We start from the raw sequence: 23,497 nt of genomic DNA on the forward strand, positions 1-23,497 counted from the left end.
CTCCTTCGGTCGATCGGAAACGGCCGGGACGGATCAGAGCCGGTGGGCGATCGCGTCGGCGAGGGCCTGCAGGCTCCTGCCGTCCGGGAGCAGGTCCGCGGTCGTCAGGGCCTGCACCACCGGGTCGAGCACGTCGCCGGGAAGGAACGGCCCGACGTTGCCACGGAACTTCGCCACGATCTCGTCGACGGAGAGCGGATCGCTCGGGTTGCCCCGCGCGTTGCGCACCTGCGCGGTCCCCGAAGAGTCCGCGGTGACGACGGTGACCCGCGCCGGCCGCTCGGCCGGGAGAGCGCCGGTGTACTCCGCCACCTCGACCAGCCGGACCTTGGCGGCCAGGTCCACGACGTCGGGCCGCTCGAACTGCCCGGGCAGGAAGCCGCCGGCGTCCAGGTGCCCGTCGACGACGACGGACGCCGCGCAGCGCGGCACCGAAAACCGTGCGTGCAGGTCGGACTCGCTGCCGAGGCTGTCGAGTGAGGCGGCGAAGGCGAACGTCTCGATCACGATCTCGGTGATGGAGGCCGGCTTCGGCGAGCCGGCGCGCACGAGTGCCTCCCGCAGCGCGTCCAGTGCCGGGTGGACCCAGCGGGCGCAGGCGTAGGGCTTGAGATAGCTGTCCGCGACCCGCCAGCGTTGGCCGAGCCCGCCGCCGATCTCCTCGGCATCCGCGTCGGTGGTGACCACGCCCCCGTAGAGCGTGGCGAGCAGCCCCGGGTCGGCCTCGTGGCCGGCGGCGGCCAGCCGGGCGGCGAGCGCGCCGTAGTAGGAGCCGAGCCCGGTCCAGACGTTGCGCACCGTGCCGCCCTGCATCGGCACGGCCAGCGTGGCGGCGAGTGGCAGTGAGCCGGCCAGCTCGATGGCCCGGGCGGTGGTGGGCGCGTCGGCGCCGGTCAGCGCCGACGCCGCGACCGCAGCCCCGATGGGGCCGTGGATACCGTGCGGGTGCAGACCGGGGCGCAGTGAAGTGCCGGCGCCGAAGCGCAGCCCCACCTCGCAGCCCAGCACGAACGCGCGGACGGCGGCCACGTCGTCCACACCCTGGCGGCTCAGTGCGTGCAGCAGCGCCGGCAGCACGTGGGGCGCCGGGTGTGCGGTCGGTACCGGCGGGATGCGGCCGCCGGCCGGGTGGAACGACCCACCCGAGTCGGCGTCGAGCCAGGTGGCCGCCGCGCCGAGCGTCGTCAGCCGCCCGAACGGGGCGGACTCGTCGGCGGCTTCGGCGCCGAGCAGGGCACCGAGACCGTGCACGGCCGGGTAACGCAGTCCGCCGAGCAGGGCGCCCAGCGAGTCCAGCAGCAACAGCCGGCCGAAATCCCAGATCTGCGCGGGAATCGCTGCCGCGGGCGTCGAGGCGAACTCGCCGAGCGCATCGACATCCAGGTCCAAGGTCTGCATCTTCGCTCCTTCTTGCTCGGGTTGCTCGCGGTCGGTCCGCGGTGCCGGTACGAGACCCACCGGCGCACGTCAGCTCGCCGGCTGGGCCGTCCCCAGCCCGGCCCGCAGCGCGCCGGCCGTCTGCGCCAACCGGCGCTCGACGCCCGCAGTGGCACCGGCGATGACGACCCCCTCGATGCCCAGAGTGGCAAGGGGCCGCAGCCGGGCGGCGAGGGCCGCGGGGTCGCCGGTCAGCACGAATCGGTCACGGATCAGCGAGTCGATCTCCGGGTCGGCGTCGCGGGCGCCCGCCGACTCCGAGGTGCCGTGGCGGCGGTAGTCGTGGGCCGAGGCCACCGCGGCGACCCGGGCGACGAGCTCCGGCGCGATGCCGTACCAGTCGGGCGAGTTGGTGATCCGTGCCGCGCAGGAGCCCAAGATCGGGGCTGCGCCTGCTGCCGCTTCGTCGTCGGTGTCGGTCACCACCGCGCGCAGGAACAGCCAGCAGCGGACGTCGGGGCGCCGGGCCCGCGCGATACCGACGGCGCGTTCGATCACGGCAGGCTCGACGCCCACGTCGAGCAGTACCCCACCGAGGATCGCGCTGGTCTGCTCGATGGTCCGTGGGCCCGACGCGGCACCGAGCACCGGCCCGAACCCGCCGGGCAGCTGGGCCGACAGCTCGTCGAGTCGAGCGCGAAGCTGCTCCAGCAGGACGCGATAGGAAGAGAGCGACGGGATCGGGAGCCCCTCGTTGCGCAGTGAACTCTCGCCCCGTGCGACCGCCAGCAACGTCCGGCCGGGGTGCTGGCCCGCAAGCGTCGCGAGGGCTTGGGCGACCACGCTCGGATGGTGCAGCCCGAGCCCCATCACGCACGGCCCGGACAAGGCGGCCGTGGTGCGGGTCAGCACCTGTCCGGCCGTCAGGAACGGGTCCGGGAACAGCCGTGGGCTGTCCGCGAACCCGACACCGTCGACGCCGTCGCCCAGCGCGGTTCTCGCCGCGGCGAGATGGTCGAGCACGCCGTGCGGCCGGGCGAGGTTCAGCAGGAGCCTCGGCTCTGCGCCGCTCACCGGATCGACTCCAGCAGGTCCGCGACCGTGCCGGTGACGCCGGCTGCCGGTACCGCGTGACCGGCCGCCACCGACAACGTATGCGCGACGCTGCCCGACATCGGCGTGGCCACCTCGGCGGGGAGGGTGGCGGCGAGCCAGCCCGAAGCTGCGCCGTGCCCTGCCCACAGGGGCGAGGACGCACGCCGCTCCGGGCCGGGAGTGAGCACGGTGAGACTGGCCGCCAGGTCCAGAACCCGTTCCAGCCCCTCTCCCTCCGCAGGTCCGGCGAACGCCGCCGCCGTCGCGGCGCAGAGCGTCGCGAGGGTCGGTAAGGCGGCCGCCGGAGAGTCGTCGGTCAGGAGACCCGCGGCGAGGCTGCGCACGCAGCTGCCGGCGGCGACCGCGCGCGCGACGCGGTCGAGGCCGGCCGAGGCCGCGTCCGCGGCCGCCAGGGCGGCCAGCAGCGGAGCCCAGTCGAGGTCGGGGCGCGCACCGTCGAGCCGGGCTCCGTTCCACAGCAAGGCCGGATAGGCGGGCGCGACGAGGCCGGTGCCGAGCAGAGGGAAGCCGCCGGCCGTCGCGATCTCCTCGGCCCAGGACGCCAGCACGCCCTCGGGTGCTCCGGCGGAGAGCGTGCGCAGCTCGCCGACTGCGATCGGCGCCGCGGCCTCCAGCGCGTAGACCGCGTGCGCGGCCCGCGCGAGCTCACCGGTGAGCCCTGGCGCCGGTGGGGTGAGGATGCCCGCCTGGGTCACGACCGGTTCCTGTCCACGGTGACGCTGTCGGTGATGAGGTAGAACCGGAAGTCCGTCCGACCGCCCGGTCCCCGCTCGGCGGGCAGCGGGTTGTCCGCGAACCAGTCGCGGTAGGCCTGATACGCCGCCTCGTCCGCGAAGTGCATCTCCGCGATCCGGTAGAACATCATGCTCGGCGGAACCGCGGCGGTCCCTCCCGACGCCGTCGTCACCGGACGAAGCACCTTGTTGAACACGATCCGGTCGAGGTTCGGGTTGGCGAGCAGGTCGGGCGCGTGCACGTCGAAAAGCCAGCGCTCGTACTCCTGCTCGCTCACGCCCTCGACGATGTCGTACCCCAGGATTGCCTTGATCACGTGTCCGTCCTCCGTGGTGTGATGGTCCAGCTGAACGCCTGCGCGCCCGTCCCGAAGCCCTCGAGCCGGACCCGGCGTGGTTCGATCCGCACTCCGGCGAAGTTGGCGTCGAGGTCGGCCCGGTCCCGCAACGGCGCCTTCGTGTGGCCCGCGGCTCGCAGCCGCGTCGTGTGCCGGTCGTAGACCTCCCAGGTGGCCTTCGCGTCCAGCGGCCGCGCGACGCCGCGGACGAAGACCACCCGCGGGATCGTCAGGCCCAGGTCGAAGGTCCACGGCGAGTCGTTGACCGAGTCGTCGGCCGGCGTGCCACCCCAGATCGCCAGCACCCGGTCGTCGTGGCGGAGCTGCTCGACTCTGCGGTGGGTCCGGCGCTGCACCAGTTCGACGGCCCAGTCGTCGGTCAGGAACGCGCTGGTGGTCCGTCCGACCAGGGCGCCGCCCGCGCCGTGGGTGACCAGCTGGGCGAATCCGGCCTCGTGCCGCACGAAGTCCAGTGCCCGGGACCGGGCGGCCGCCTCGTCGGTCATGCCGTGGTGTCCGAGCCCGCAGCGCGGTGTTCCGCCGCCACGGCCGTGGCGGCGAGGTAGGCCAGTCCGAAGGCGGGCAGGAGGCCGTTGCCGGCCAGGTAGCCCGAGGCGCCGTGCCCCGAAATCCCGGCGGCCGCGCCACCTGAGGCGTAGAGGCCGGGAATGGGCCGGTCGTCGCCGTCGACGACACGCGCCGACCCGTCCACGACCAGGCCGCCCTGGGTGTGGAAGAGAGCCGGCACCACCTTCACCGCGGCGTACGGCGGCTCGAGCGGTGCCTCGTAGTCGCGGCCGAACCGGTCGGGGATCTCGCCTCGCGCCGCCCGCCCGGACTCGTCGAGCTCGGCGGTGACGGCATCTTCGGGTAGGCCCGTCGCGACGGCGAGCGCCCGCGCGTCGTCGGCCCACACTTCGGCGCCGGACTCGACGGTCTGCCGGAAGTCCGTGAACGGCATGCACAGTTCGTGCACCCGGCGGTCGAACACGACCCAGCCGGTCGCCTCCGGCCGGGCCGCCAGGGAGGGGCCGAATTCGGAGTAGCCGGTGGTCTCCTTGGCGAAGCGGCGGCCCGTGGTGTCCAGCATGACGGCGCCGTGCATGATCGTGGCCCAGCCCAGCAGCGTCGAGGACTTCGCCGCCAGCGCTCCGTGGCCCTGATAGGCGTCCAGGAACTCGGTCGCGGCGCCCAGCCGGGAGCCGATCCGGAGCGCATCGCCGCGCGACGTTTCGCTGCCGTGGTATGTGGCCGTGGCGATCTCCGGCATGTGCTCGGCGACCAGCTCGTGATCGGCACCGTAACCGTTGGTGGCGAGCAGGACGGCCGGGGTCTCGATGCGCTCCACATCGGCGTTCGGGTCGGTGACCACGACCGCGGCGACCCGGCCCTCGGCGTCCAGCTCGACCTCGGTGAGCCGGGCCGGCACCAGGAAATCGATCCGCGGGTGGGCCCGCGCCTGCCGGGCCAGGTGGTCGATGAGCACGGTGCCGTGCCGCTCGGGGATGGTGTGGCAGCGGTCCACGGAATGCCCCGGGTAGTGCATGTCGGTCATCAGCGAGATGTCTAGGCCGACCTCGTCGGCCAGCCACTCGACCAGCTCGCCGCTGACGGCGGCCAGCGCCCGGGCGAGCCGCTGGTCGCCGCTGCCCTTGGTCTTGCGGTCGACGTCGCCGGCGAACACCTCGACCGAGTCCTCGATCCCCTGCTCCCGCTGCCAGCGGCTGTTCACGCCCGGCACCATCGCCGTGCACATCGACGTGTTGTTGCCGCGAAGGAAGTGCTCGCTCGCCTCGACCACGAGGACGTCGAGGCCGAGCTGGGCGGCGCGAAGGGCAGCGATGAGCCCACCGCCGGCACCCGCGACGACGAGGTCGGGTCCCTGTGCGCTCATCGGCCCGCTCCCGCCGCGACCAGTTCGAGGGCGCGCAGCACGGGGTCGAACACCGGCACCGCCGAGGGGTGCGTTGGATCGACGTCGACGGCGGAGCAGCCGTTGAGCAGCGTGCGGGCCCCCTTCGCGGCCAGCACCTCGGCCGACTCGTCGAGGCGCTGCTGCCACCCCGGCCCTTCACTGATCGAGTCGAAGGGCAGGTCGAGGATCTCGATCTGCCCGAGCCACCGCTCCCAGCCGTAAGCGGCCGCAACCCGGCGCATCTCGGCGGCGATGGCCTCGTTGCGGACCACCGCGCCCATCGGCGCCGCGAGCGCGGCCGCGAGGGCCAGGTTGAGCTTGAGGATGCCGACCACCGGACGGTCGGTCTCCTCTTGCAGCCGGGCGACCGCGGGGTCGAGCACGCAGTCGGCCATCAGGACGTCGTACCCCGCGGGGGCGGCGGCGAGGGCCCGGTGGACGTAGTCGTCCGAACGTGCGATGTCCTCGGCGTGGTCGAGCTGCTCGGGCGCACCCTGCGCGAGATCGTGCAGTTCGACGATCACGCCGGCCGGGCTGATGGCGTCGTAACGTTGTTGTCGCCGCGCCAGTTCCTCGACGCCGACGTGCAGGGGTGTGGTCGCGAAGATCCGCATGGGTGGTGGCTCCTCCTCGAGGACGGGCAGGGTGCGGCAGGTGAGGATCACGGAGTGGCGAGCACGCGCAGGACATCTCGCACGCCCCTCGCCTCGGGCAGTGCGGCGGCGCAGTCGACCGCCCGCTGGAGCGCCGCCTCATCGCCCAGCAGGTCACGCAGCAGCACGAGAGTCCGCTCGTGGTCGAAGGGCTCGTGGGCGGCGTCGCCGACTGGGTTGGCGACCTCGTGCCGCAGGACCCGGCCGTCGGTCAGCGTCAGCTCGACGGCCGCGCCGCGGGCGTCGGGCAGGCGGGCGTCGAACTCGGTGCCCGAGACGACCTCGACCCGCTCGGCCAGTGCGGCGAACCGGTCCTCCCGCGAGCGGTCGAAGCCGTCGGGAGCGACGCGGCCATCGAGCAGGGCGGTCGTCACCACGTAGGGAATCGAGAACATGGCGGCCAGCCGGTTGCTCCATCGGGTGCGGCCGAGCGCTGCCGCCATCGAGTACGTCGTGACCCGCACCCGGGTGATGTCGCTGTCGGCGAGCCCGTCCTGGTGCAGTCGTGCTCGCAACACGAGGGTGGCATCCGCGCTGGGGTGGGTGAAGGCGCACGAGGCGTGCCGTTTGAAGTAGCCGAGCCCGATGTCCCAGCGCAGGCCGAGCTGCTCGACCAGGGCGACCGGGTCGAACGTGCCGAGCAACCCGCCCAGGCTGTGGGCGGCGATGCCGGTGGCGTGCGCGATCCCGGCCTTGGCCAGTCGCGCGGCGGCGAGCCCAGCCACGTTGCTGGCGCCCATCCACTCGTTGCGCACCGCGTTGCCGTCGAGTGCCGCGGAGAAGGGCCCGGCGATCGGCATGCCGCTCGCGGTGTCGACGGCGGCGGCGATCCCCGCGGTGTCGAGACCGAGGAGCTTGGCGCAGCCCGCGGCTGCGCCGGTGACGCCCCAGTTGCCGTGCGGGTGCAGACCCGGCGCGCCGCGGCTGGCGCGGCCGTACCGCGCGGCGACCTCGTAGGCGACGAGCAGGGCCGTCGCGGTGGCCGGACCGTCCGTGTCGAGCGCGCAGGCGAGTGCCAGGACCGCCGGGAAGCCGTGCGCGGCGGGGTGGCCGGCCGCGAACTTGTTGCCCTCGTCCATCTCCAGGCTCACCAGCGCCGTGGCGTTGAGCCAGGCCGCGGCCTCGACCGTGGTCTCGACCCCGGTCCCGAAGACCGGTACCGGTCCGGGTGAGGGCGCCCAGGCGTCCACGAGTGCGGCGCGCTCGGGAAGCCGAGCACCCAGGACCGTGACTCCGAAGGTGTCGAGCAGGACCAGACGCAGCCGCTCTCGCACGTTCTCGGGTACGGCGTCCCACCTCAGCGCGCCGGCCCAGCCGGCGAGCCGGTCGAGGGCCTCGAGCGCCGCCTGCTGATCCGGGTCGAGCCCGACTTCGTTCGCTTGATCCGTACCGGGATCAACGGTAACCGTCTTCCCCACCTTCTCCGTCGTTTCGTTCACAGGCCGAGGTAGGCCTTCTTGACCCGCTCGTCGCCGGCCAGCTCCTTGCCCGGGCCTTCGAGCGCGATGGTGCCGCTCTCGAGCACGTAGGCCCGGTCGGAGATCGAGAGCGCCTGAGCGGCGTTCTGCTCGATCAGGAGAACCGAGACACCCGTGTCGCGGATGGCCGCGACGGCCTTCAGCACGTCCCAGGTCAGCTTCGGCGAGAGGCCGGTCGACGGTTCGTCGAGCATCAGCAGCCGCGGCTTCGCCATGAGGGCCCGGCCGATGGCGAGCATCTGCTGCTGGCCGCCGCTCATGCTCTGGGCCGCCTGCTTGCGGCGCTCGGCCAGGATCGGGAACAGCTCGAAGATCCGCTCCAGCTCCTGCGCCATCCGCACGCCGCGGCGCGTCCACGCGCCCAGGACGAGGTTCTCCTCGACGCTCATGGGGCCGAAGAGGTCGCGATCCTCGGACACCTGCACGATCCCGCGCCGCACGATCTGGTGCGGCCGCAGCCCGGTCAGCGGCTCGCCGTCGTAGGTGACCGCACCGGAGAGCGCACTGATCAGTCCGCTGATCACGCGGAGCGTGGTGGTCTTGCCGGCACCGTTGGCGCCGACGACGGAGACCAGTTCCCCCGGCCTGACCCGCAGGCTCATGTCGTGGAGGATCTGCAGCTTGCCGTAGCCGGCAGCGATGTTGTCGAGCTCAAGCACCGGGCAGCTCCTGTCCGAGATAGGCCTCCACGACCGTCGGGTCCGCGACCACTTCCGCGGGCTCGCCCGAGGCGATCACCCGTCCGCGGTCGAAGACGACGACAGAGTCGGAGAGCTGCATGACGGCCTGCATGATGTGTTCGACGAACACGAGCGTCAGGCCCTCCGACTCACGCAGGCGGGCGAGCAGGTCGACGACGGGCGCCCGTTCGGCGGGCACGAGGCCGGCCAGGACCTCGTCGAGCAGCAGCAACCGCGGACGGGTGGCGAGCACCCGGGCCAGCTCGAGCCGCTTCAGCGCAGCTGTGTGCAGCGAGTCGGACACCACGTCCGCCCAGGCCGCCATGCCGGTCGCTTCGATGACCTCGTGCGCGTGGTGATGGGCGCTGCGGTGATTGCCGCCCCGCGACAGTGCTGCCGCGACGACGTTCTCCCGGACCGTCATGGAGCCGAACGGACGCATCAGCTGGAACGTTCGCGCCATGCCGAGCCGCGAGATCCGGTGCGGCGACATCCCGCTCACGTCCTTGCCGAAGAGCTTCACATGGCCGGTGTCCGGCCGCAGTGCGCCGGCGATGACGTTGAAGAACGTCGTCTTGCCCGCGCCGTTCGGCCCGATGATGCCGACGATCGAACCTTCGGCGACGTCGATCTCGACCTCGCTGAGTGCATGGACGCCACGGAAGGACTTGCTCACGTCGCGTACTTCGAGAGCGGTGCTCATCGACGCTTCCACCAATCGCGGATCGATCCGACGATGCCTTTGGGCAGGACGAGGGCGATCACGATCAGCAGGATCGAGTAGAGCACCACGTCCAGCCCGCCCCGGCCCGAGAGGAATTCCAGGAAAGTGGGCGGGTTGCGCAGCCAGCCGGCCGTCAGGTCCGAGAGCGGGCCGAGGATCAGTGCGCCGACGAGCGGGCCCCACAGGGTGGCGACGCCGCCGATGACCGCCGGGGCGATGGCCTGGACCGACTGGGCCTGGCCGAACGCGATGTCGGGATCGACGAACATGAAGTACTGCGCGTAGAACATGCCGGCGACGGACGTGATCGCCGCGGAGAGCGCCATCGTGGTCAGCTTGACCCGCATGACGTTGACGCCCAGCGCGTCGGCCGCGTCCTCGTTGTCGCGCACGGCGACCGTGTGGATGCCGGTGCGCGACCGAAGGTAGAACATCGTGATCAGCAGGCAGATCACGACCAGCGCGAGGCCGATGTAGTAGTACTGCGGCGCGTTGGCGGCGAACTGCAGCATCGACCACGAGTTGTCGGGCAGCAGCGGGACGTGGAACCCGGTGGTGCCGTTGACCCAGCTGGTGTTGGTCGCGAGCAACCGCAGCATCTCGGCGAAGGCGAACGTGGCGAGCGCGAAGTAGGCACTGCGCAGCTTGTAGCGGAAGGCGAGGTAGCCGATGCAGATGGCCACGAGTGCCGCCAGCATCGCTCCGACGACCAGCGAGATCCACGGCGACCAGCCGAAGTGCTCCAGGAGGTAGACGTCGGTGTACGCGCCGATGCCGAAGAACGCCGCGTGCCCGAAGCTGAACATGCCACCGTAGCCGCTCATCAGGTTCCAGCCGATCGCCATGATCGCGAAGATCAGCACCCGGACCGCGATGGTCTGGCTCGACTCGGGCAGGAGTGCGGGAGCGAAAGCGGCCAGGACGGTGATGACGACCAGGATGATCAGGGACCGCTGGATCGACTGGCGGCGATTCTGGATCGCCGCTGATCCCGGTCGCGTCTCGGTGGTGATGGTCATGATGACGTGGCTCCGAAGATGCCCTGCGGACGGATCAGCAGGATGAGCAGGAACAGGATGAAAACGCCCAGCAGGGGGCTCTGACCGGCGATCGCGACACCGCCCAGCTGCTCGACCAGGCCGACGATCACACCGCTGATGACGGCGCCCATCACGTTGCCCAGCCCGCCCATCACGACGACGACGAAGGCGAGGATGTTGAACTGGTCGCCGGCGGTCGGGGTGATCGTGGTGAACGGCGCGATGAGCATGCCGGCCGCCCCGGCACAGGCGGTGCCCAGGCCGAAGGTGACCGCGTAGACGAGCCGCACGTCGATGCCGACCAGTCCCGCCCCCTGCCGGCTGGCGGCGACAGCGCGGATCGCCCGGCCGAACGAGGTGCGCTCCAGCAGCAGGAAGACCAGCACGGCCAGTACCAGGGCGCCGCCGAGGGCGATGACCCGGGAGAGGTTGGCGACGGCGCCGAACACGTGCACGCCGGGGTCGCTCTTCAGGTTCGCCGACAGCGGGTCGCCGCCGAAGACCAGCAGTAGGACATTGCTGATCAGCAGCGACAGGCCGAGGGTGATCAGCAGCTGGCGCTCGAGCGTGCCGCCCATCGTGCGGTTGAGGAGCAGGAGCTGGATCAGGAGGCCGAGCACGAAGAGCCCGAGGATCGCGACCGGGAGGGCGATGTAGGGGTTCAGCCCGGCCTGGTGCGCCACCTCGTAAGTGATGTAGAGACCAACGGCGAGGAAGGCACCGTGCGCGAAGTTGACGATGTCGAGCACGCCGAAGACGAGGGTGAGGCCCATCGCGAGCAGGCTGTAGACACCGCCGGAAATGATGCCGGTGAGCAGCGCCTGGCCGGTGATGCCCATGCTGCCCGAGCGCAGCAGCGCGGCGATGAAGAGAACGACCAGCAAGGCGCCCGTCACGATCAGCGGCGTCGAATGGCGCAGGCTCAGCCGCGACGTGGCGCGGCTACCGCCCCGGAGGGCGGTCCCGTCCTTCGACGGAACCGCCCCTCCGGCGTTCGTCGGGCCGGTCACTGGCCCGGGTTCGCGGGGTAGACGGGGCTCTTGACCGCAGCGGACTGCGGATAGACCACGACCGGAGCACCGTTCTGGACCTGGGTCAGCACGGGCAGCGAGGTGGAGTTCTCGCCCTTGTCGCTGAACTTGATCGGGCCGTCGGAGAGAGTCAGCGGCGTCAGGTTGGTCTGTGCGATGGCGTCGCGAACCTTCGACGCGTCGGTCGAGCCGGCCTTCTCGAGCGCTGCCGCGATGACACGAACCGAGTCGTAGGCGAGGGCCGCGCCGGTGCGCGCCTCGTCTTTGTAAGTCGTCTTGTAAAGGGCGCTGAACGCCTTCGCGTCAGCGCTCTTGTCGTCGAAGTGGTAGTTCACGTCGAAGTACCCCTGGGAAGCCGAACCGGCGTCGGTCGGGAACTGCGGCTGGTCGAACGCACCGTCGGCTGCGCCGACCACGGCGTCGAGGGCCGGCTTGACCGTCTGGATCGCCTTCGCGGCGAGGACGCCGTCGCGGTAGTAGCCCGAGACGACGAGGACGTTCGCGCCGCTCGCCTTGACCTGGGCGATCTGGGTGGTCAGATCGGAGACGCTGGCCGCGTCATAGGTGATCTCCGGACCCATCTGGAGGCCGCTCTTCTGGGCCTCGGCCTTGAACGCCTGATAGACCCCGGTGCCGAACGCCGTGGCCTCGTGCAGGTAGGCAACCTTGGTGACCGGGCGATTCGCCGCCGCGGAGATGGCCTTGACGTACTGGGCCGCAGTCGTGCCGAACCGCGAGTTCTGCGGCTGCATGCGGAACGAGTACTTGTAGCCGTGCGAGAGGATCGCGTCGTCGCCCGAGACGTCCATGACGAAGGGGACCTTGTTGCGCTCGGCGACGGCGGCGACATTGGCGCTCACGGCGCTCTGGTAGGTGCCGACCAGGGCGACGACGCCGTCACCGACGAGGCGCTGGGCCTCGCTCTGGCCGGTGTCCGGCGTGCCCTTGGTGTCGCCCCCGTCCAGCTCGAGCTTGGCGCCACCGAGCGCTTTGATGCCGCCGGCGTCGTTGATGGCCTTGATGCCGAGCTTCACGCCGTTCTCGAGCTGGGTTCCGTCGCCCGCGTTGGCACCCGAGAGGGGGTGCAGGGTGCCGATCTTGATGACCTTGGCGTCCCCGCTCGAACCGCCGCTGCCGCCGCCCGCACAGCCGGCGAGGAGTACGGCCCCGGAGCCGACCGCGGCGACCAGCTTCACGAAGGATCTTGTACGCATCCTGATGACTCCTGATCTTGATGAAGAGTGGCGCTGTGATCGTTCCGCTAATCGGAACGCCCCGATCAAGTTCCGCTGACTGTGGCATGTGGTCGTACTCACGTCAAGTGGTACATCGATGATTGAGGTCACGTGCACTTCGCGACCGCAGAGCCGGACTCCAGGCAGAGCGCAGGTTTCGCCTGGGCATTGACTCCCGACGGGACGGCAGCCAGACTTGTTCCGTCTACAGAAACGCAGTTGTTACAGTGGCTTCCGGCGGTGGCGGCCGGCCGCGCGCGTCCCGTGCGCGGCGCCCCCCGCGGTCCTGTGCCCCGGCTATCGAGGAGATCCCCGTGGAGAGCGCGTCACCGCCCGTGCCGACAGCCGGCGCCGGCCTCGCCGCGCGCCTGGGCACCTTCGCGGCAAGTATCCGCGAGCCCGCGGCCCCGGACGCGGTACGGCACCGGGTACGGGCGCTCGTCGCCGACGTGGTGGCCACGGCGGCCGCCGGTCTGGCCCGGCCCGACATCGCGGTTCTCCAGGCCACCTACGCGATCGGTGCCGGCCCCAGCAGCGTGCTGGGCCACCGGACGGGTTTCCCACCGGCCCAGGCGGCATTCCTCAACGCGATGCCGGTCGCGCGCGAGCAGCTCCAGGACGGGCACCGGCGCGCTCGCGGCCATCCGGCGTCCCACGTGGTGCCGGCCGTTCTCGCTGCCGCCGAGGCCTGCGGCGCCGATGGCCCGGCGACGCTGTCGGCCGTGCTGGCCGGCTACGAGACGGGCGTGCGGATCGGCCTCGCGATGGGCGGGACCCCGGCCGGGGTCCACGACATCGGGACCTGGGCGACGCTCGGGGCCGCGGCCGGCGTTGCCCACGTGCTCAGCGGTGGCGACGCGGAGACCATTGCCGGGGCCATCGACTCGTGTGCCGCGCTGACCACGGTGCCCGACGCGCCGGGGGTCTTCGACGGCTGGACCAGCCAGAACCTCTACCTCGCCTGCGCGGCACAGACCGCGGTCATCCACGGCCAGGCGGCCGCGGCGGGCCTCCGGGCGCAGCCGGGAACACTGGAACGCCACTTCGCCCGCTGGGTCGCGGCCGACCAGGGCGGATTCTCCGAGCGGCTGATCGCACTGGTCGCCGCCGGCGACTGGACCATCACCCAGGGGTACCTCAAGCGCCACCCCACCTGCGCCCTGCTGCACGGCGTCAACGACGCCGTCGAGGACCTCGCGACCCGTCCTTACCGGCCCGAAGAGATCGCCGCGGTCACGGTCCGCACCTACGCCGCGGCGGCCGCGTTCGACAACGTGCGGCCCCGCAGTGAAATGGCCGCCCGGTTCAGCATCCCGTGGAGCGTGGCCGCCGGTCTGGTCCTGGGCACACTGCGGACCCACGCGTTCGAGTCCGGCACCCTCCGCGTCACCGCGGTGCGGGATCTGGCGGCTCGGGTGCGGGTGGAACACGACCGGACCCTCGACGCCGGGTATCCGGCGGGGCGCCCGGCCACGGTCACCGTGCGGTTCACCGACGGCACCCAGCTCACCGCGTCACGCGACGGCGCCCCCCGCGGTGACGGGCCTGACGCGGTCGACGACCCGGTGGTCGGTCAAAAGGCCGCGACGCTGCTGACCGACGCCGTCGGTGAGAGCGGGGCGCGGGCAGTGCTCGCTGCCGTGGCCTCTCTCGGCCAGGACGGCCCGATCCCGTTCGGCCTCGTGCTGCGCACGCTCGACGTACGACGGCCGTCGTGAAAATCGGCACCGGCCGCACCGGCCGCCCCCCGGGCCCCTCGGGTATCGCGCCGGGAGCGCGATCCGCGGATCTGACGGGCGAACGTGATCCGCGCCGACCTTGCCTCGTTTCGTGAGGCCGAACTTGTCCGGAAGAAAAGGGGATCCTGTGGTTCGCGAACGGACGGTCGAGACTCCGGGAGGTACCGAGGCCGCGGACCGGGTCGCCGACGTCCTCCTCCTCTTCGCGCGGTCCGACAGTCCGCTCGGGGTATCCCAGATCGCCCGTGACCTGTCCCTCAGCAAGGCCGTCGTCCACCGGATCCTGCAGTCCCTGGTTTCCCGCTCACTGGCCAAGGTGGCGCCCGGTGGGTCGTCCTATGTGCTCGGACCGGCGGCGCTGGGTCTCTCGGCGCGGGCGTGGAGCCAGATCGACGTGCGCAGCATCGCCTCGCCGATCCTTCGTCGGCTGCGAGACACCACCCGGGAGACCACGACCCTCTCGGTGCTCGTCGGCAACGAGCGGATCTACCTCGACCAGTTCGAATCTCCCGAGGAGGTGAAGATGGTCATCGAGATCGGGCCGCGTTACCCCCTGCACTCCGGTGCTTCGAGTCGCGCGATCCTCGCCTTCCTCTCGCTCTCCCTCATCGACGAGGCGGTCCGCCAGCTGCGCGCGCGGCGCGCCGGTCTGGACGAGAACGCCTACCGCGACGGCCTGGACCGGGTTCGCGAGCACGGATATGCCACGTCCATCAACGAGCGCAACACCGGCGCCGCCTCCATCGCCGCACCGTTCTTCGACTCGGCCGGCAACGTGATGGGCTCCATCAGCTCCTCCGGTCCGGCCTTCCGCTACGCGATCGAGGACCACGAGGAGCACGCGGCGCTTGTGGTCGAGGCGTCGCACGCCATCACCCAGCGTCTGCGCGGCTGACCCAGCCCCCGACCCGACAGCCCAGCAGGAGACACCGTGCTGCCCCGCTCGTTCCTCTACGTTCCCGCCTCACGCCCGTCGCTGTTCGCCAAGGCCTCGACCGGGGCGGCCGACGCCGTCATCCTCGACCTCGAGGACGCGGTGCCGGTCGCCGAGAAGAGCGCGGCCCGCGGCGCGGTCGCCGCCTGGCTGGGCCGGGACCGCCAGGCCCCGGGAGCCGAGGCCGGCGCCCAGACCTGGGTCCGGGTCGACGCGGATCGGCTCGCCGATGATCTCGAAGCCGTCGTCCGTCCTGGCCTCGACGGCATCGTGCTGGCCAAGTGCTCCCCCAAGTCCATGAGCGAGCTCGCCGCGCGGCTCGACGGAGCCGAAGCCGAGCAGGACCTGCCCCCGGTGCCCGTCGTCGGGCTGGTCGAGGACGCGGCTTCGGTGCTCGCCCTCGGCGAGCTCGCCGCCCATCCCCGCCTCACGACACTCGGCCTGGGCGAGGTGGACCTGCTCGCCGCCCTCCGGATCGCCCGCACCACCGCGACCGCCGACGCGATCACCCAGCTCAGACTCCAGGTCGTGCTCCACTGCGCCGCCGCGGGCCTCGCCGCACCGGTGGCGCCCACGTCGGTCGACTTTCGCGACCTCGACGCCTTCCGGCGAACGACCCGGGAGCTGGCCGACCTCGGCTTCCGCTCACGAACCGCCATCCATCCCGCCCAGGTCCCCGTGATTCACGAGGTGCTGGCCCCCACCGCCGAGGCGGTGGCCGCGGCGCGTGACGTCCTCGATCGGTTCTCCGCGGCCCAGGGCGGAGTGACGCTGGATGCCGCGGGACGGTTGATCGACGCAGCCGTGATCAGATCGGCCCGGGAGACGCTCGGACGCCGTCGGGATGACTGAGGGTCCGGCCGGCGCCTGACGGCGCCGACCGGTCCCCCTGGGAGATCTTGGATATCGGTGCGTCAGGCCTGACCCGAGCGCTTCACGAACCGGCCCGTCGGGGTGCCGACGATCTTCTCCGCACGCAAGACCTCGGTGCCGCGGACCCAGGTGTCGGTCACCTTGGCCGTCAGCTCGAAGCCCTCGAACGGGGTGTACTCCTGCGTGGAGAGCGAGTCCTGCGCGTGCACGGTGTAGTCGACCGTGTCGTCGAGCAGGCAGAAGTCGGCGTCGTACCCGACGGCGAGATCACCCTTGCCGCGCAGCCCGAACCGCTCGGCCGGGCTCTTGGCGACGAGTTCGGCGATGCGCGGGTAGGACAGACCACGCTTGCGGCCTTCACTGACCATGCCCGCCAGCAGGTACTCGGTGCCGCCGAAGCCGGATTTGGCCACGAAAACGTCCTCGCGGGGCTCGCCGAACTTGGTCTCGTCGCGGCAGCACGCGTGATCCGAGGTGACCCACGAGAAGTGGCCGGCCAGCAGGTGTTCCCACAACGACTCGACGTCTTCGCGGGAGCGAAGCGGCGGGTTGACCTTGCCGCCGAGGTTGGCGGTCGTGAAGTCGGCGAGCAGGTGGCCGACCGTCACCTCGCGGCGGAAGTCGATGTGCGGGAAGGTCTCCTGCATCATCATGGCGGCCTCGATCGCCTTGCGCGAGGTCAGGTGCAGCAGGTTGATCTTGGGCAGCTCGGTCTCGTGGGCCAGGTAGGAAGCGATGGTGATCGCCAGGCCCTCCGAGTGCGGCGGCCGCGAGGCGCTGTACGCCTCGAGGCCGGTCAGCTTGCCCTCCTGCTCGACCAGCTTGGTGTAGGCCCGCATGATCTCCGCCGTCTCGCAGTGCAGCGACAGCGAGATGTTCTCGCGGTCGGCAGCGAACCGGGGGTCGCGACGCGCCTTCTCGATGCCCCGCATCACGAACTCGAAGTGGGCCAGGTCGTAGGACTCGTCCTCGGGGATCATGAGGAACGAGCTCTGGTCGCTCGAGCGGCCGTGCAGCCCGTGGCTGCCGTAGAACATGAAGATCTTGAACGAGGGCACCCCGAACTCCCCGATCAGGTCGGGGATCTCGTCGATGTGCTCCTTGAGGATCGGCGCCACGTGGAACGCGTAGTCGATGAAGGAGCGGCCCTCGGCGGCTGCCAGCACGTCGGGGAACACTTCGCGGTACGGCCCGGTCCGGTTCATGTAGTAGGCACCGGTGCGGATGTAGGTGATGCCGGTCGTGACACCGCCCTGCGCCGAGGCCTGGCTCTCCGAGCTGGTGTCCTCGCCGAGTTCGTTGTAGATGCCCCAGTGCTGGTGGACGTCCACCACACCGGGGAAGAGGTGCTTGCCGGCGGCGTCGACCGTCTCGGCTGCGCGCTCGGAGTCGATGCTCGGCTCGAAGGCGGCGAACTTGCCGTCCTTGACGGCGACGTCGAGGCGCTCGGGGGCATCGCTCGCGGGGCGCACCACCTGGGCGTTACGGATCACCAAGTCGAATTCAGCCATTTTCCCTCATCCTTCGGTTGTTCGTCCTACGTGCGAGCGGGGTCGTCGACCTTCGTCAGGGAAGCGAGCAGCTCCATGAGGTCGGTGCAGTCCTCGAGCGTGCGGCAGGCCGCCGCGAGTTCGTCGGCCCGATCGGGAGGCAGCACCCGCCGGGCGTTGTCGTGGAACTTGGCGGCCAGCTCTTCGAACGAGAGCGGTCGCTGCGGGCCACCGCGGTTCGTGAACACCTCGGCCACCACCTCGCGGCCGTCCTTGAGCCGCGCCGTGAGCACCGCGGGGAACTGGTGCGGGAAGATCTCCGTGCACCGCTCGTCGGCCGTCACGTCCACCTTCGCCATCAACGCTCTTCGCTCGGGGTCCTGCGCGAGTTCGTCGGTGTAGTCGTCGAGCCCGGCACCGAGACCGGAGCCGCCCAGCAGGCCGAGCACGACCGCGTAGGGACCGCTGAACTGGGCCATGTAGCCGGTCTGCGGCGTCCGCTTCACCTCGATCGGCTCCCCCACCGTGCGCAGGTTCTGCGCCGGTACGCCGAGCTGGAGCGAGACTATGTCCTCGACCCGTACGCCGTCCGCGCGCAGCTGCGCGGCGGCGTCGACGGCCGCGTGCGTGAAATGGTTCGCCGGGTAGGGCTTGAAGAAGATGCCCGGGACCGACCACTCGGTCCCCAGCCCGTCGACGATGGCCGCCGGGTCGAAGATGCCGTGCAGCCAGGCCTGGAAGAAGCCGAACCGGCCCTCGAGCACCGTGGGCGGACCGGTCAGGCCGAGCTTGACCAGCTCCGCCGCGGAGACAGCCGCGTGCGCCGCCCACCCGCAGTGGATCCGCTTGACCGTGCCGCCGGTGCGGTTGGCCTCGATGATGCCCGAGGCCAGCGAGGCCGTGACGCCGAGCGCATCGACGACGGCTTGCTCATCGCCACCGGCGAGCAGCGTCGCCGCGACCGAGGCACCCATCGCGCCGCAGATCGACGTGGCGTGCTGGCCGTGCTCGAAGAAGACGGAGTTGTTGCTCGCCTGGTCGTAACCGGCCATGCCGAGCCGGACGCAGATCTCGATCCCGATCGCGACCGCCCGGATGAGCTCACGACCGTCCGCGCCGGCACGCTCGGCGGCGGCCAGTGCCGCAGGGACGACCGAGGCGCTCGGATGAAGGACCGACGGCAGATGGGTGTCGTCATAGTCGAGGGAGTGAGCGAGGACCCCGTTGACGAAGGCGGCCATGTTGGCGGGCAGCCGGCCGGGCACACCGACGGCCGAGGCGGCGCCCGTCCCGCCCTGGCTGCCGGCCCACTCCCGCGCGGAGCGGCTGGTTTCGAGCGTGCTGGCGGCGGCGGCGATGCCGAGGATGTCGAGCACCCGCATCTTCACGCTCTCCACGACCTCGGCCGGGAGGTCGTCGTAGGACGTGCCGGCCGCGAAGGCGCCGAGCTGCTGGGCCAGGGTCTGCTCGCTCACGCGGTACGCACCGCCAGCGGGCGCACCGGCGACCCGGTCGCGCCGTAGATGTTGAGCGGCACCAGCACGAGCGTGAACTCCGCCCACCCGCGGCCGGCCAGCTCCTCGAGGTCGAGCGCCTCGATGAGGTAGATCCCGCTCTCGACGAGCAGGACACGGTGTGCCGGCAGCAGCGCGTGCCCACCGCCGGGCGCGAGCCGCTCGAACGCGATGGTGTCGGCGCCGGCGGCGTGGATGCGCCGCTCGGCGAGCCACTGAGCGCCGGCCTCGCCGACCCCCGGGACCCCGGACGGCCCGCCCACGTAGGCGCCGCCCTCGGCGAACTTCGTGCCCCAGCCGCTGCGGATGAGCACCACGTCTCCCTCACCGACACCGCCGTCCGCGTTCTTGGCGGCCGCTTCCAGGTCGCCGACGGTGATCTCGTAGCCGCCGTCGAGGCAGCCGACTCCGTGCAGTCCCGCGATGTCGAGGAGCACACCACGGCGGATCATCGGCGCGATGGAGTGAACGCCGAGCGCGTCGTACTTGCCACCGACCCCGGCCTGCATCGCGTCGACGCCGCCGAACATGAGCCCGTCGTGCGAGACGTGCGCCAGCGCGTCGATGTGCGTGCCCACGTGGCAGCCCATCGTGATCATGTCATTGGCGGCGCTGCCCCCGTCGGCACGCGTCATGTCGCCGTGGCGGCGCGGCAGGGTGTGCCAGAACTGGGGGTGGTTCGGGGACTGGGGCATGCCGACCCGCAGCTGTCGTCCCAGGTCGACCACGTCCAGCCCGCCCTGAACCGCGCTGAGCAATGCATCGGTCATCGGATGATCCCACTCTCCTTGAGCTCGGCGATCCGGCCGGCCTCGAGGCCGGCCTCGGTCAAGACTTCGTCGGTGTTCTCGCCCAGCCCGCGGCCGGTGAACCTGATCGCCCCCGGCGAAGCGCTCATCCGCCACATCACGTTGTGCTGCAGCAGCGGCCCGAAGTCGGCGTCGTCGACCTCCAGCAGCATCTGCGTCTCCCGCACGTGGGGATCCTCGACCAGGTCGCGGGCGTCGTAGACGGCGGCGATGGCGGCACCGGCCTCGGTGAAGGCGCTGATGACCTCGTCACGGCTGCGCTGCGCGATCCAGCTGCCGACGTAGTCGTCGAGCAGGTCGACGTGCGCCGCCCGGCCGCCGCCGGTGGCGAACCACGGTTCGCTGATCACCTCGGGATGGCCGACCAGCTCCAGCACCCGTTCGGCGATCCGCTGGGCGCTGGTGGAAACGGCCACCCACCCGCCGTCCGAGGTCCGGTAGGTGTTGCGCGGCGCGTTGTTGGTCGACCGGTTGCCATGGCGCTGCTCGACCTCGCCGAGCTGCTGGTAGATCGTCGGACCGGGCCCGACGGCTGCCATGATCGGCTCGAGCAGGCTCATGTCGACGACCTGTCCCTCGCCGGTCCGGTCGCGGTGGCGGAGCGCCATCATCACGGCCGACGAAGCGGCGATCCCGCAGATGCTGTCAGCCAGGCCGAAGGCCGGCAAAGTCGGCGGGCCGTCGGGCTGCCCGGTCAGCGAAGCGAAGCCGCTCATGGCTTCGACGAGCGTGCCGAAGCCGGCCCGGCCGGCGTAGGGACCGGTCTGGCCGAAGCCGGTGAGCCGCACGAGCACCAGCCCGGGGTTCTCGGCGAACAGCGCGTCGGGGCCGATGCCCCACCGCTCGAGGGTCCCCGGACGGAAGTTCTCGACGACGACGTCCGCCGTCTTCGCCAGAGCACGGAACACCTCGCCGCCGCGCTCGTCCTTGAGGTCGAGGGCGATGGTCCGCTTGTTGCGGCTGATCTCCTTCCACCACAGCGGGACGCCGTTCTTGCTCCGGCCGTGGCCGCGCATGTTGTCGCCGTTGCGCGGGTGCTCGATCTTGATCACGTCGGCACCGAAGTCACCGAGGATCTGACAGCAGAACGGGCCCGCCAGGATCGTGGACACGTCGAGCACGCGTAGTCCGTCGAGAGCTGCCGCTGAAGCCACTCGAACCTCGTTCCGTCAGAAGAAACACTCCATCTGGCGACGACTGTAGCCGGAACGGGCGTCCACCTGAAGAGGTCGAGTCGAATCTGCGGACATTGAGGCTATCCCCACATGCAAGCCCGACCAGACCGCTGTGATCACCCGTGGTCGGATCAATGACTTCCCTGTCGATCACGTTCCGCTTGCCGGAACGGCGATGGGCGAGCACCCCGGCGCCGGTAGGTGATCGAGCGGCAGGCCCACCACTTGCGCGGCCGGCGACCGGGAGGTGCGGCGGCTCGACGGCGCCGGCCTCGTCTGGCCGGCGCGCCACGGAGCCGTACTGGTCCGGCGGTGTCCGGAGGGAAGGAGAAGGACGGCCGCGCCGGGGCCTCGGCGATCCGGTGTCCCAACGGGACGAAATCGTCGGCGCGGCCTTGTCTCACAACGGGATCATGGCTCCCGGCAGAGCTGATGACGGGGCGATCGCAGCGCGACGCCGAGCCTCGCGCGTGTCGCAGCGAGGCCGGCTACGTGATCGGGCTCCAGCGTCTGGTCGCCGGCGACGGCCGGAGTCGCGCGAAACGATCGGAAGGTGTGCCGCACTCGCGGGACGGGGCCGGGCTCGGGAGTCACCCTTCCCCCGTCCGGGGCTTGAGTGCCGCGGCAGGTGCGGGGACGGGCGGCTCCTGAACGAAGCCCGCTGTCGAGCCGCGGCGTGACCTCGTCCGTGCCGACCTCGGTTCAGCCCGCCGTTAGGCCACGGCCATCCACCGATGCGGCCGGTCGCCGCAACTTCGACCCGACCGGCTCGACGCCGCCGGCGAACCCGGGGCGTCGATCAGGTCGCCAGGGTGGAAAGCCGGTGTTTACAGGTCCACGTTTCGGTACAGCGAGCCGACCTCACCGCGGTTGAGCCGGCGGATCGTGCCGGGGCGCTGGGCACCCAGCTGCACGTCGCCGATTGCCGTGCGCACGAGCTTGCGCACGGGGTGGCCGGTCGAGGCCATGAGCCGGCGCACGATGTGCTTGCGACCCTCGTGGATCACGAGCTCAATCATGCTCCGGCCGGAGTGCATGTCCTTCACGCGGAACTGGTCGACCTTCACGATCCCGTCGGGCAGCTCCCAGCCGGCGCGCAGCTCCTTGCCGAGCCCGCGCGGCACGAGACCCTCGACCTCGGCGAAGTAGGTCTTGAGCACGTTGTACGACGGGTGCATCAGCCGGTGGCCGAGGTCGCCGTCGTTGGTGAGCAGCAGCAGGCCCTCGGTGTTCTCGTCGAGCCGGCCCACGTGCACGACGCCGGGGGTCTCCTCCCAGCGGCCGCGCAGGTAGTCGCCGACGCACGGGCGGCCGCGGTCGTCCGACATCGTCGAGTGCACGCCCTTGGGCTTGTTGAAGGCGAGGTACACGAGGTCGTCGCGCAGGTTCACGCGCGTGCCGTCGACGTGGATCACGGCCTCGACCGGGTCGACGCGGCGGCCCAGCTCGGTGACGATCTGGCCGTCCACCTCCACCCGGCCCTCCACGATCAGGTCCTCGGCCGCGCGCCGCGACGCGATGCCGGCCTGGGAGAGGACCTTCTGCAGCCGGACGCCGTCGGGGTGCTGGTCAGATGTCATCGATGGTGTCCACTTCGGGTAGCAGCGGAGCGATCGGGGGCAGGTCGTTCAGCGACGACAGCCCCAGTCGCTCCAGGAACAGCTCGGTCGTCACGTACAGCGTGCCCGTCGTCTCGGGGTCGGTGCCCATCTCTTCGATGAGGCCGCGGGCCAGCAGGGTGCGGATCACGCCGTCGACGTTGACCCCGCGCACCGCGGCGACCCTGGCCCTGGTCACCGGCTGCCGGTACGCGATCACGGCGAGGCTCTCCAGCGCGGCCCGGGTCAGCTTCGACCGCTGGCCGTCGAGCAGGAGCTTCTCCACGAACGGGGCGTACGTGTCTCTAGTGTAGAACCGCCACCCTTCGCCGACGCGCCGCAGGTCGATCCCGCTGCCCCGCTCGGTGAGCCGCTGCGCCATCGTCCGCAGCGCGACGGTGACCCGCGCCACCGGCTGCGCCACGGTCTCGGCCAGCATCTGCTCGCCCGCCGGTGAGTCGACGACGAGCAGCAGCGCCTCGAGAGCGGCCTCCAGCGCCTCGTCGGACGTCACGTCGGGCAGGTCGCTGACCGGCTCGACACCCTCCTCCGAGTCCGGCTGCTCGGCTCCGGCGGCCGCCTCCCCCGGCTCGCCCTCGCCCGATTCGGCTTCGGGGCGCTCGGCTTCGGCGCGCTCGGCGTCGGACTCGGTTTCCGGCTGGGCGCTCGGCTCGGCGGACTCGGGCTTCGGGTGTGCCTCGCCCGCCTCCGCGGCTTCGGCCTCGGTGTCGGCCCGAACCTCGCTCGCCTCGACGGCCTCGGGTTCCGGCTCGGGTTCCGCCGGGGCCTCGGTCACCCCGGGCTCCGGCTCGGCCTCGTCCGCGCTCGCCTCGTCCGCGCTCGCCTCGTCCGCGCTCGACTCGGCTTCCTCCGGCGCCCTGTCGCTTTCGACCCCTTCGCCGGTCGTGCCGGGCGAAGCCGCGGCAACGTCCTCCTGCGGAGAACCTTCCGGCGCGACACCGGGTTCGGGCGGCTCGGACACCGACGCGTTCGGCGTCACGACCTCATCGAGGTCGATCGCTTCCACGGCAGGCGTCGCGGCGC

Annotated in this window: 22 protein-coding genes; 3 read left to right on the forward strand and 19 right to left on the reverse strand. The window is 71.3% G+C overall.

Going from position 1 to position 23,497, the window contains the following annotated elements; translation table 11 throughout:
* Positions 1–33 precede the first annotated feature (33 nt).
* The 13 genes from AB0H62_RS18475 to AB0H62_RS18535 all read right to left on the reverse strand — a co-directional run bounded on the left by AB0H62_RS18475 (position 34) and on the right by AB0H62_RS18535 (position 12,300).
* Complete coding sequence (locus AB0H62_RS18475) at positions 34–1,398, reverse strand: MmgE/PrpD family protein (protein WP_220241902.1); 1,365 nt, start codon at positions 1,396–1,398, stop codon at positions 34–36.
* A gap of 69 nt (positions 1,399–1,467) precedes the next feature.
* Positions 1,468–2,451: an LLM class flavin-dependent oxidoreductase gene (locus AB0H62_RS18480; RefSeq protein WP_220241903.1), complete on the reverse strand. Its 984-nt coding sequence runs from the start codon at positions 2,449–2,451 to the stop codon at positions 1,468–1,470.
* Complete coding sequence (locus AB0H62_RS18485; protein WP_220241904.1) at positions 2,448–3,188, reverse strand: hypothetical protein; 741 nt, start codon at positions 3,186–3,188, stop codon at positions 2,448–2,450. The genes AB0H62_RS18480 and AB0H62_RS18485 overlap by 4 nt, the downstream gene beginning before the upstream one ends.
* Positions 3,185–3,544 (reverse strand): EthD domain-containing protein, encoded by a 360-nt coding sequence (locus tag AB0H62_RS18490; protein ID WP_220241905.1) that lies wholly within the window; start codon positions 3,542–3,544, stop codon positions 3,185–3,187. The genes AB0H62_RS18485 and AB0H62_RS18490 overlap by 4 nt, the downstream gene beginning before the upstream one ends.
* Positions 3,541–4,071, reverse strand: a complete 531-nt coding sequence (locus AB0H62_RS18495) for a hypothetical protein (RefSeq protein WP_220241906.1) — start codon at positions 4,069–4,071, stop codon at positions 3,541–3,543. Before AB0H62_RS18495 ends, AB0H62_RS18490 begins: the two co-directional genes overlap by 4 nt.
* Entirely contained in the window at positions 4,068–5,459 is a 1,392-nt protein-coding gene (locus AB0H62_RS18500; protein ID WP_220241907.1) for an FAD-binding protein, read from the reverse strand. Before AB0H62_RS18500 ends, AB0H62_RS18495 begins: the two co-directional genes overlap by 4 nt.
* Positions 5,456–6,094 (reverse strand): aspartate/glutamate racemase family protein, encoded by a 639-nt coding sequence (locus AB0H62_RS18505; protein WP_360587063.1) that lies wholly within the window; start codon positions 6,092–6,094, stop codon positions 5,456–5,458. Before AB0H62_RS18505 ends, AB0H62_RS18500 begins: the two co-directional genes overlap by 4 nt.
* 47 nt (positions 6,095–6,141) lie before the next feature.
* Positions 6,142–7,551: an MmgE/PrpD family protein gene (locus AB0H62_RS18510; RefSeq protein ID WP_220241909.1), complete on the reverse strand. Its 1,410-nt coding sequence runs from the start codon at positions 7,549–7,551 to the stop codon at positions 6,142–6,144.
* A 17-nt stretch (positions 7,552–7,568) separates the two neighbouring features.
* Complete coding sequence (locus AB0H62_RS18515; protein WP_360587066.1) at positions 7,569–8,270, reverse strand: ABC transporter ATP-binding protein; 702 nt, start codon at positions 8,268–8,270, stop codon at positions 7,569–7,571.
* Complete coding sequence (locus tag AB0H62_RS18520; protein ID WP_220241911.1) at positions 8,263–8,994, reverse strand: ABC transporter ATP-binding protein; 732 nt, start codon at positions 8,992–8,994, stop codon at positions 8,263–8,265. The genes AB0H62_RS18515 and AB0H62_RS18520 overlap by 8 nt, the downstream gene beginning before the upstream one ends.
* Complete coding sequence (locus AB0H62_RS18525) at positions 8,991–10,034, reverse strand: branched-chain amino acid ABC transporter permease (protein WP_220241912.1); 1,044 nt, start codon at positions 10,032–10,034, stop codon at positions 8,991–8,993. Before AB0H62_RS18525 ends, AB0H62_RS18520 begins: the two co-directional genes overlap by 4 nt.
* Complete coding sequence (locus AB0H62_RS18530) at positions 10,031–11,065, reverse strand: branched-chain amino acid ABC transporter permease (RefSeq protein WP_220241913.1); 1,035 nt, start codon at positions 11,063–11,065, stop codon at positions 10,031–10,033. The genes AB0H62_RS18525 and AB0H62_RS18530 overlap by 4 nt, the downstream gene beginning before the upstream one ends.
* Positions 11,062–12,300 carry an ABC transporter substrate-binding protein gene (locus AB0H62_RS18535; protein WP_220241914.1) on the reverse strand — a complete coding sequence of 413 codons (1,239 nt, stop codon included), beginning with the start codon at positions 12,298–12,300 and terminating at the stop codon, positions 11,062–11,064. Before AB0H62_RS18535 ends, AB0H62_RS18530 begins: the two co-directional genes overlap by 4 nt.
* Positions 12,301–12,635: 335 nt before the next feature.
* On the opposite strand from AB0H62_RS18535, the gene AB0H62_RS18540 reads away from it, so the two are divergent.
* From AB0H62_RS18540 to AB0H62_RS18550, 3 genes are all read left to right on the forward strand, one after another.
* Positions 12,636–14,039, forward strand: coding sequence for an MmgE/PrpD family protein (locus AB0H62_RS18540; RefSeq protein WP_220241915.1), 1,404 nt, complete (start codon positions 12,636–12,638; stop codon positions 14,037–14,039).
* A gap of 148 nt (positions 14,040–14,187) precedes the next feature.
* Positions 14,188–14,955 carry an IclR family transcriptional regulator gene (locus AB0H62_RS18545; RefSeq protein ID WP_220241916.1) on the forward strand — a complete coding sequence of 256 codons (768 nt, stop codon included), beginning with the start codon at positions 14,188–14,190 and terminating at the stop codon, positions 14,953–14,955.
* 36 nt (positions 14,956–14,991) lie between these two features.
* Entirely contained in the window at positions 14,992–15,846 is an 855-nt protein-coding gene (locus AB0H62_RS18550) for an aldolase/citrate lyase family protein (RefSeq protein WP_220241917.1), read from the forward strand.
* Positions 15,847–15,908: 62 nt separating this feature from the next.
* Here the strand turns inward: AB0H62_RS18550 and AB0H62_RS18555 are convergent, their stop codons facing one another.
* From AB0H62_RS18555 to scpB, 6 genes are all read right to left on the reverse strand, one after another.
* A complete protein-coding gene (locus tag AB0H62_RS18555) occupies positions 15,909–17,378 on the reverse strand; it encodes a dihydroorotase family protein (protein ID WP_220241918.1) in 1,470 nt (489 codons plus the stop codon).
* 26 nt (positions 17,379–17,404) lie between these two features.
* Positions 17,405–18,832 (reverse strand): MmgE/PrpD family protein, encoded by a 1,428-nt coding sequence (locus AB0H62_RS18560; protein ID WP_220241919.1) that lies wholly within the window; start codon positions 18,830–18,832, stop codon positions 17,405–17,407.
* On the reverse strand, positions 18,829–19,641 hold the full coding sequence (locus AB0H62_RS18565) for a cyclase family protein (RefSeq protein WP_220241920.1): 813 nt from the start codon (positions 19,639–19,641) through the stop codon (positions 18,829–18,831). The genes AB0H62_RS18560 and AB0H62_RS18565 overlap by 4 nt, the downstream gene beginning before the upstream one ends.
* Entirely contained in the window at positions 19,638–20,834 is a 1,197-nt protein-coding gene (locus AB0H62_RS18570; RefSeq protein ID WP_360587072.1) for a CoA transferase, read from the reverse strand. Before AB0H62_RS18570 ends, AB0H62_RS18565 begins: the two co-directional genes overlap by 4 nt.
* Before the next feature lie 848 nt (positions 20,835–21,682).
* Positions 21,683–22,435, reverse strand: a complete 753-nt coding sequence (locus AB0H62_RS18575) for a pseudouridine synthase (RefSeq protein WP_220241922.1) — start codon at positions 22,433–22,435, stop codon at positions 21,683–21,685.
* Complete coding sequence (scpB, locus tag AB0H62_RS18580; RefSeq protein WP_255638865.1) at positions 22,425–23,249, reverse strand: SMC-Scp complex subunit ScpB; 825 nt, start codon at positions 23,247–23,249, stop codon at positions 22,425–22,427. Before scpB ends, AB0H62_RS18575 begins: the two co-directional genes overlap by 11 nt.
* Between the last annotated feature and the right edge of the window lie 248 nt (positions 23,250–23,497).

Origin of the sequence: Amycolatopsis sp. NPDC050768, from assembly GCF_040654155.1 — a bacterium.
In the GTDB taxonomy this organism is placed as follows: Bacteria; Actinomycetota; Actinomycetes; order Mycobacteriales; family Pseudonocardiaceae; genus Amycolatopsis.

Coding starts and splice junctions, on each gene's coding strand:
- AB0H62_RS18475 (WP_220241902.1), bottom strand. CDS start 1,398: ATGCAGACCTTGGACCTGGATGTCGATGCGCTCGGCGAGTTCGCCTCG.
- AB0H62_RS18495 (WP_220241906.1), bottom strand. CDS start 4,071: ATGACCGACGAGGCGGCCGCCCGGTCCCGGGCACTGGACTTCGTGCGG.
- AB0H62_RS18500 (WP_220241907.1), bottom strand. CDS start 5,459: ATGAGCGCACAGGGACCCGACCTCGTCGTCGCGGGTGCCGGCGGTGGG.
- AB0H62_RS18505 (WP_360587063.1), bottom strand. CDS start 6,094: ATGCGGATCTTCGCGACCACACCCCTGCACGTCGGCGTCGAGGAACTG.
- AB0H62_RS18520 (WP_220241911.1), bottom strand. CDS start 8,994: ATGAGCACCGCTCTCGAAGTACGCGACGTGAGCAAGTCCTTCCGTGGC.
- AB0H62_RS18525 (WP_220241912.1), bottom strand. CDS start 10,034: ATGACCATCACCACCGAGACGCGACCGGGATCAGCGGCGATCCAGAAT.
- AB0H62_RS18535 (WP_220241914.1), bottom strand. CDS start 12,300: ATGCGTACAAGATCCTTCGTGAAGCTGGTCGCCGCGGTCGGCTCCGGG.
- AB0H62_RS18555 (WP_220241918.1), bottom strand. CDS start 17,378: ATGGCTGAATTCGACTTGGTGATCCGTAACGCCCAGGTGGTGCGCCCC.
- AB0H62_RS18565 (WP_220241920.1), bottom strand. CDS start 19,641: ATGACCGATGCATTGCTCAGCGCGGTTCAGGGCGGGCTGGACGTGGTC.
- AB0H62_RS18575 (WP_220241922.1), bottom strand. CDS start 22,435: ATGACATCTGACCAGCACCCCGACGGCGTCCGGCTGCAGAAGGTCCTC.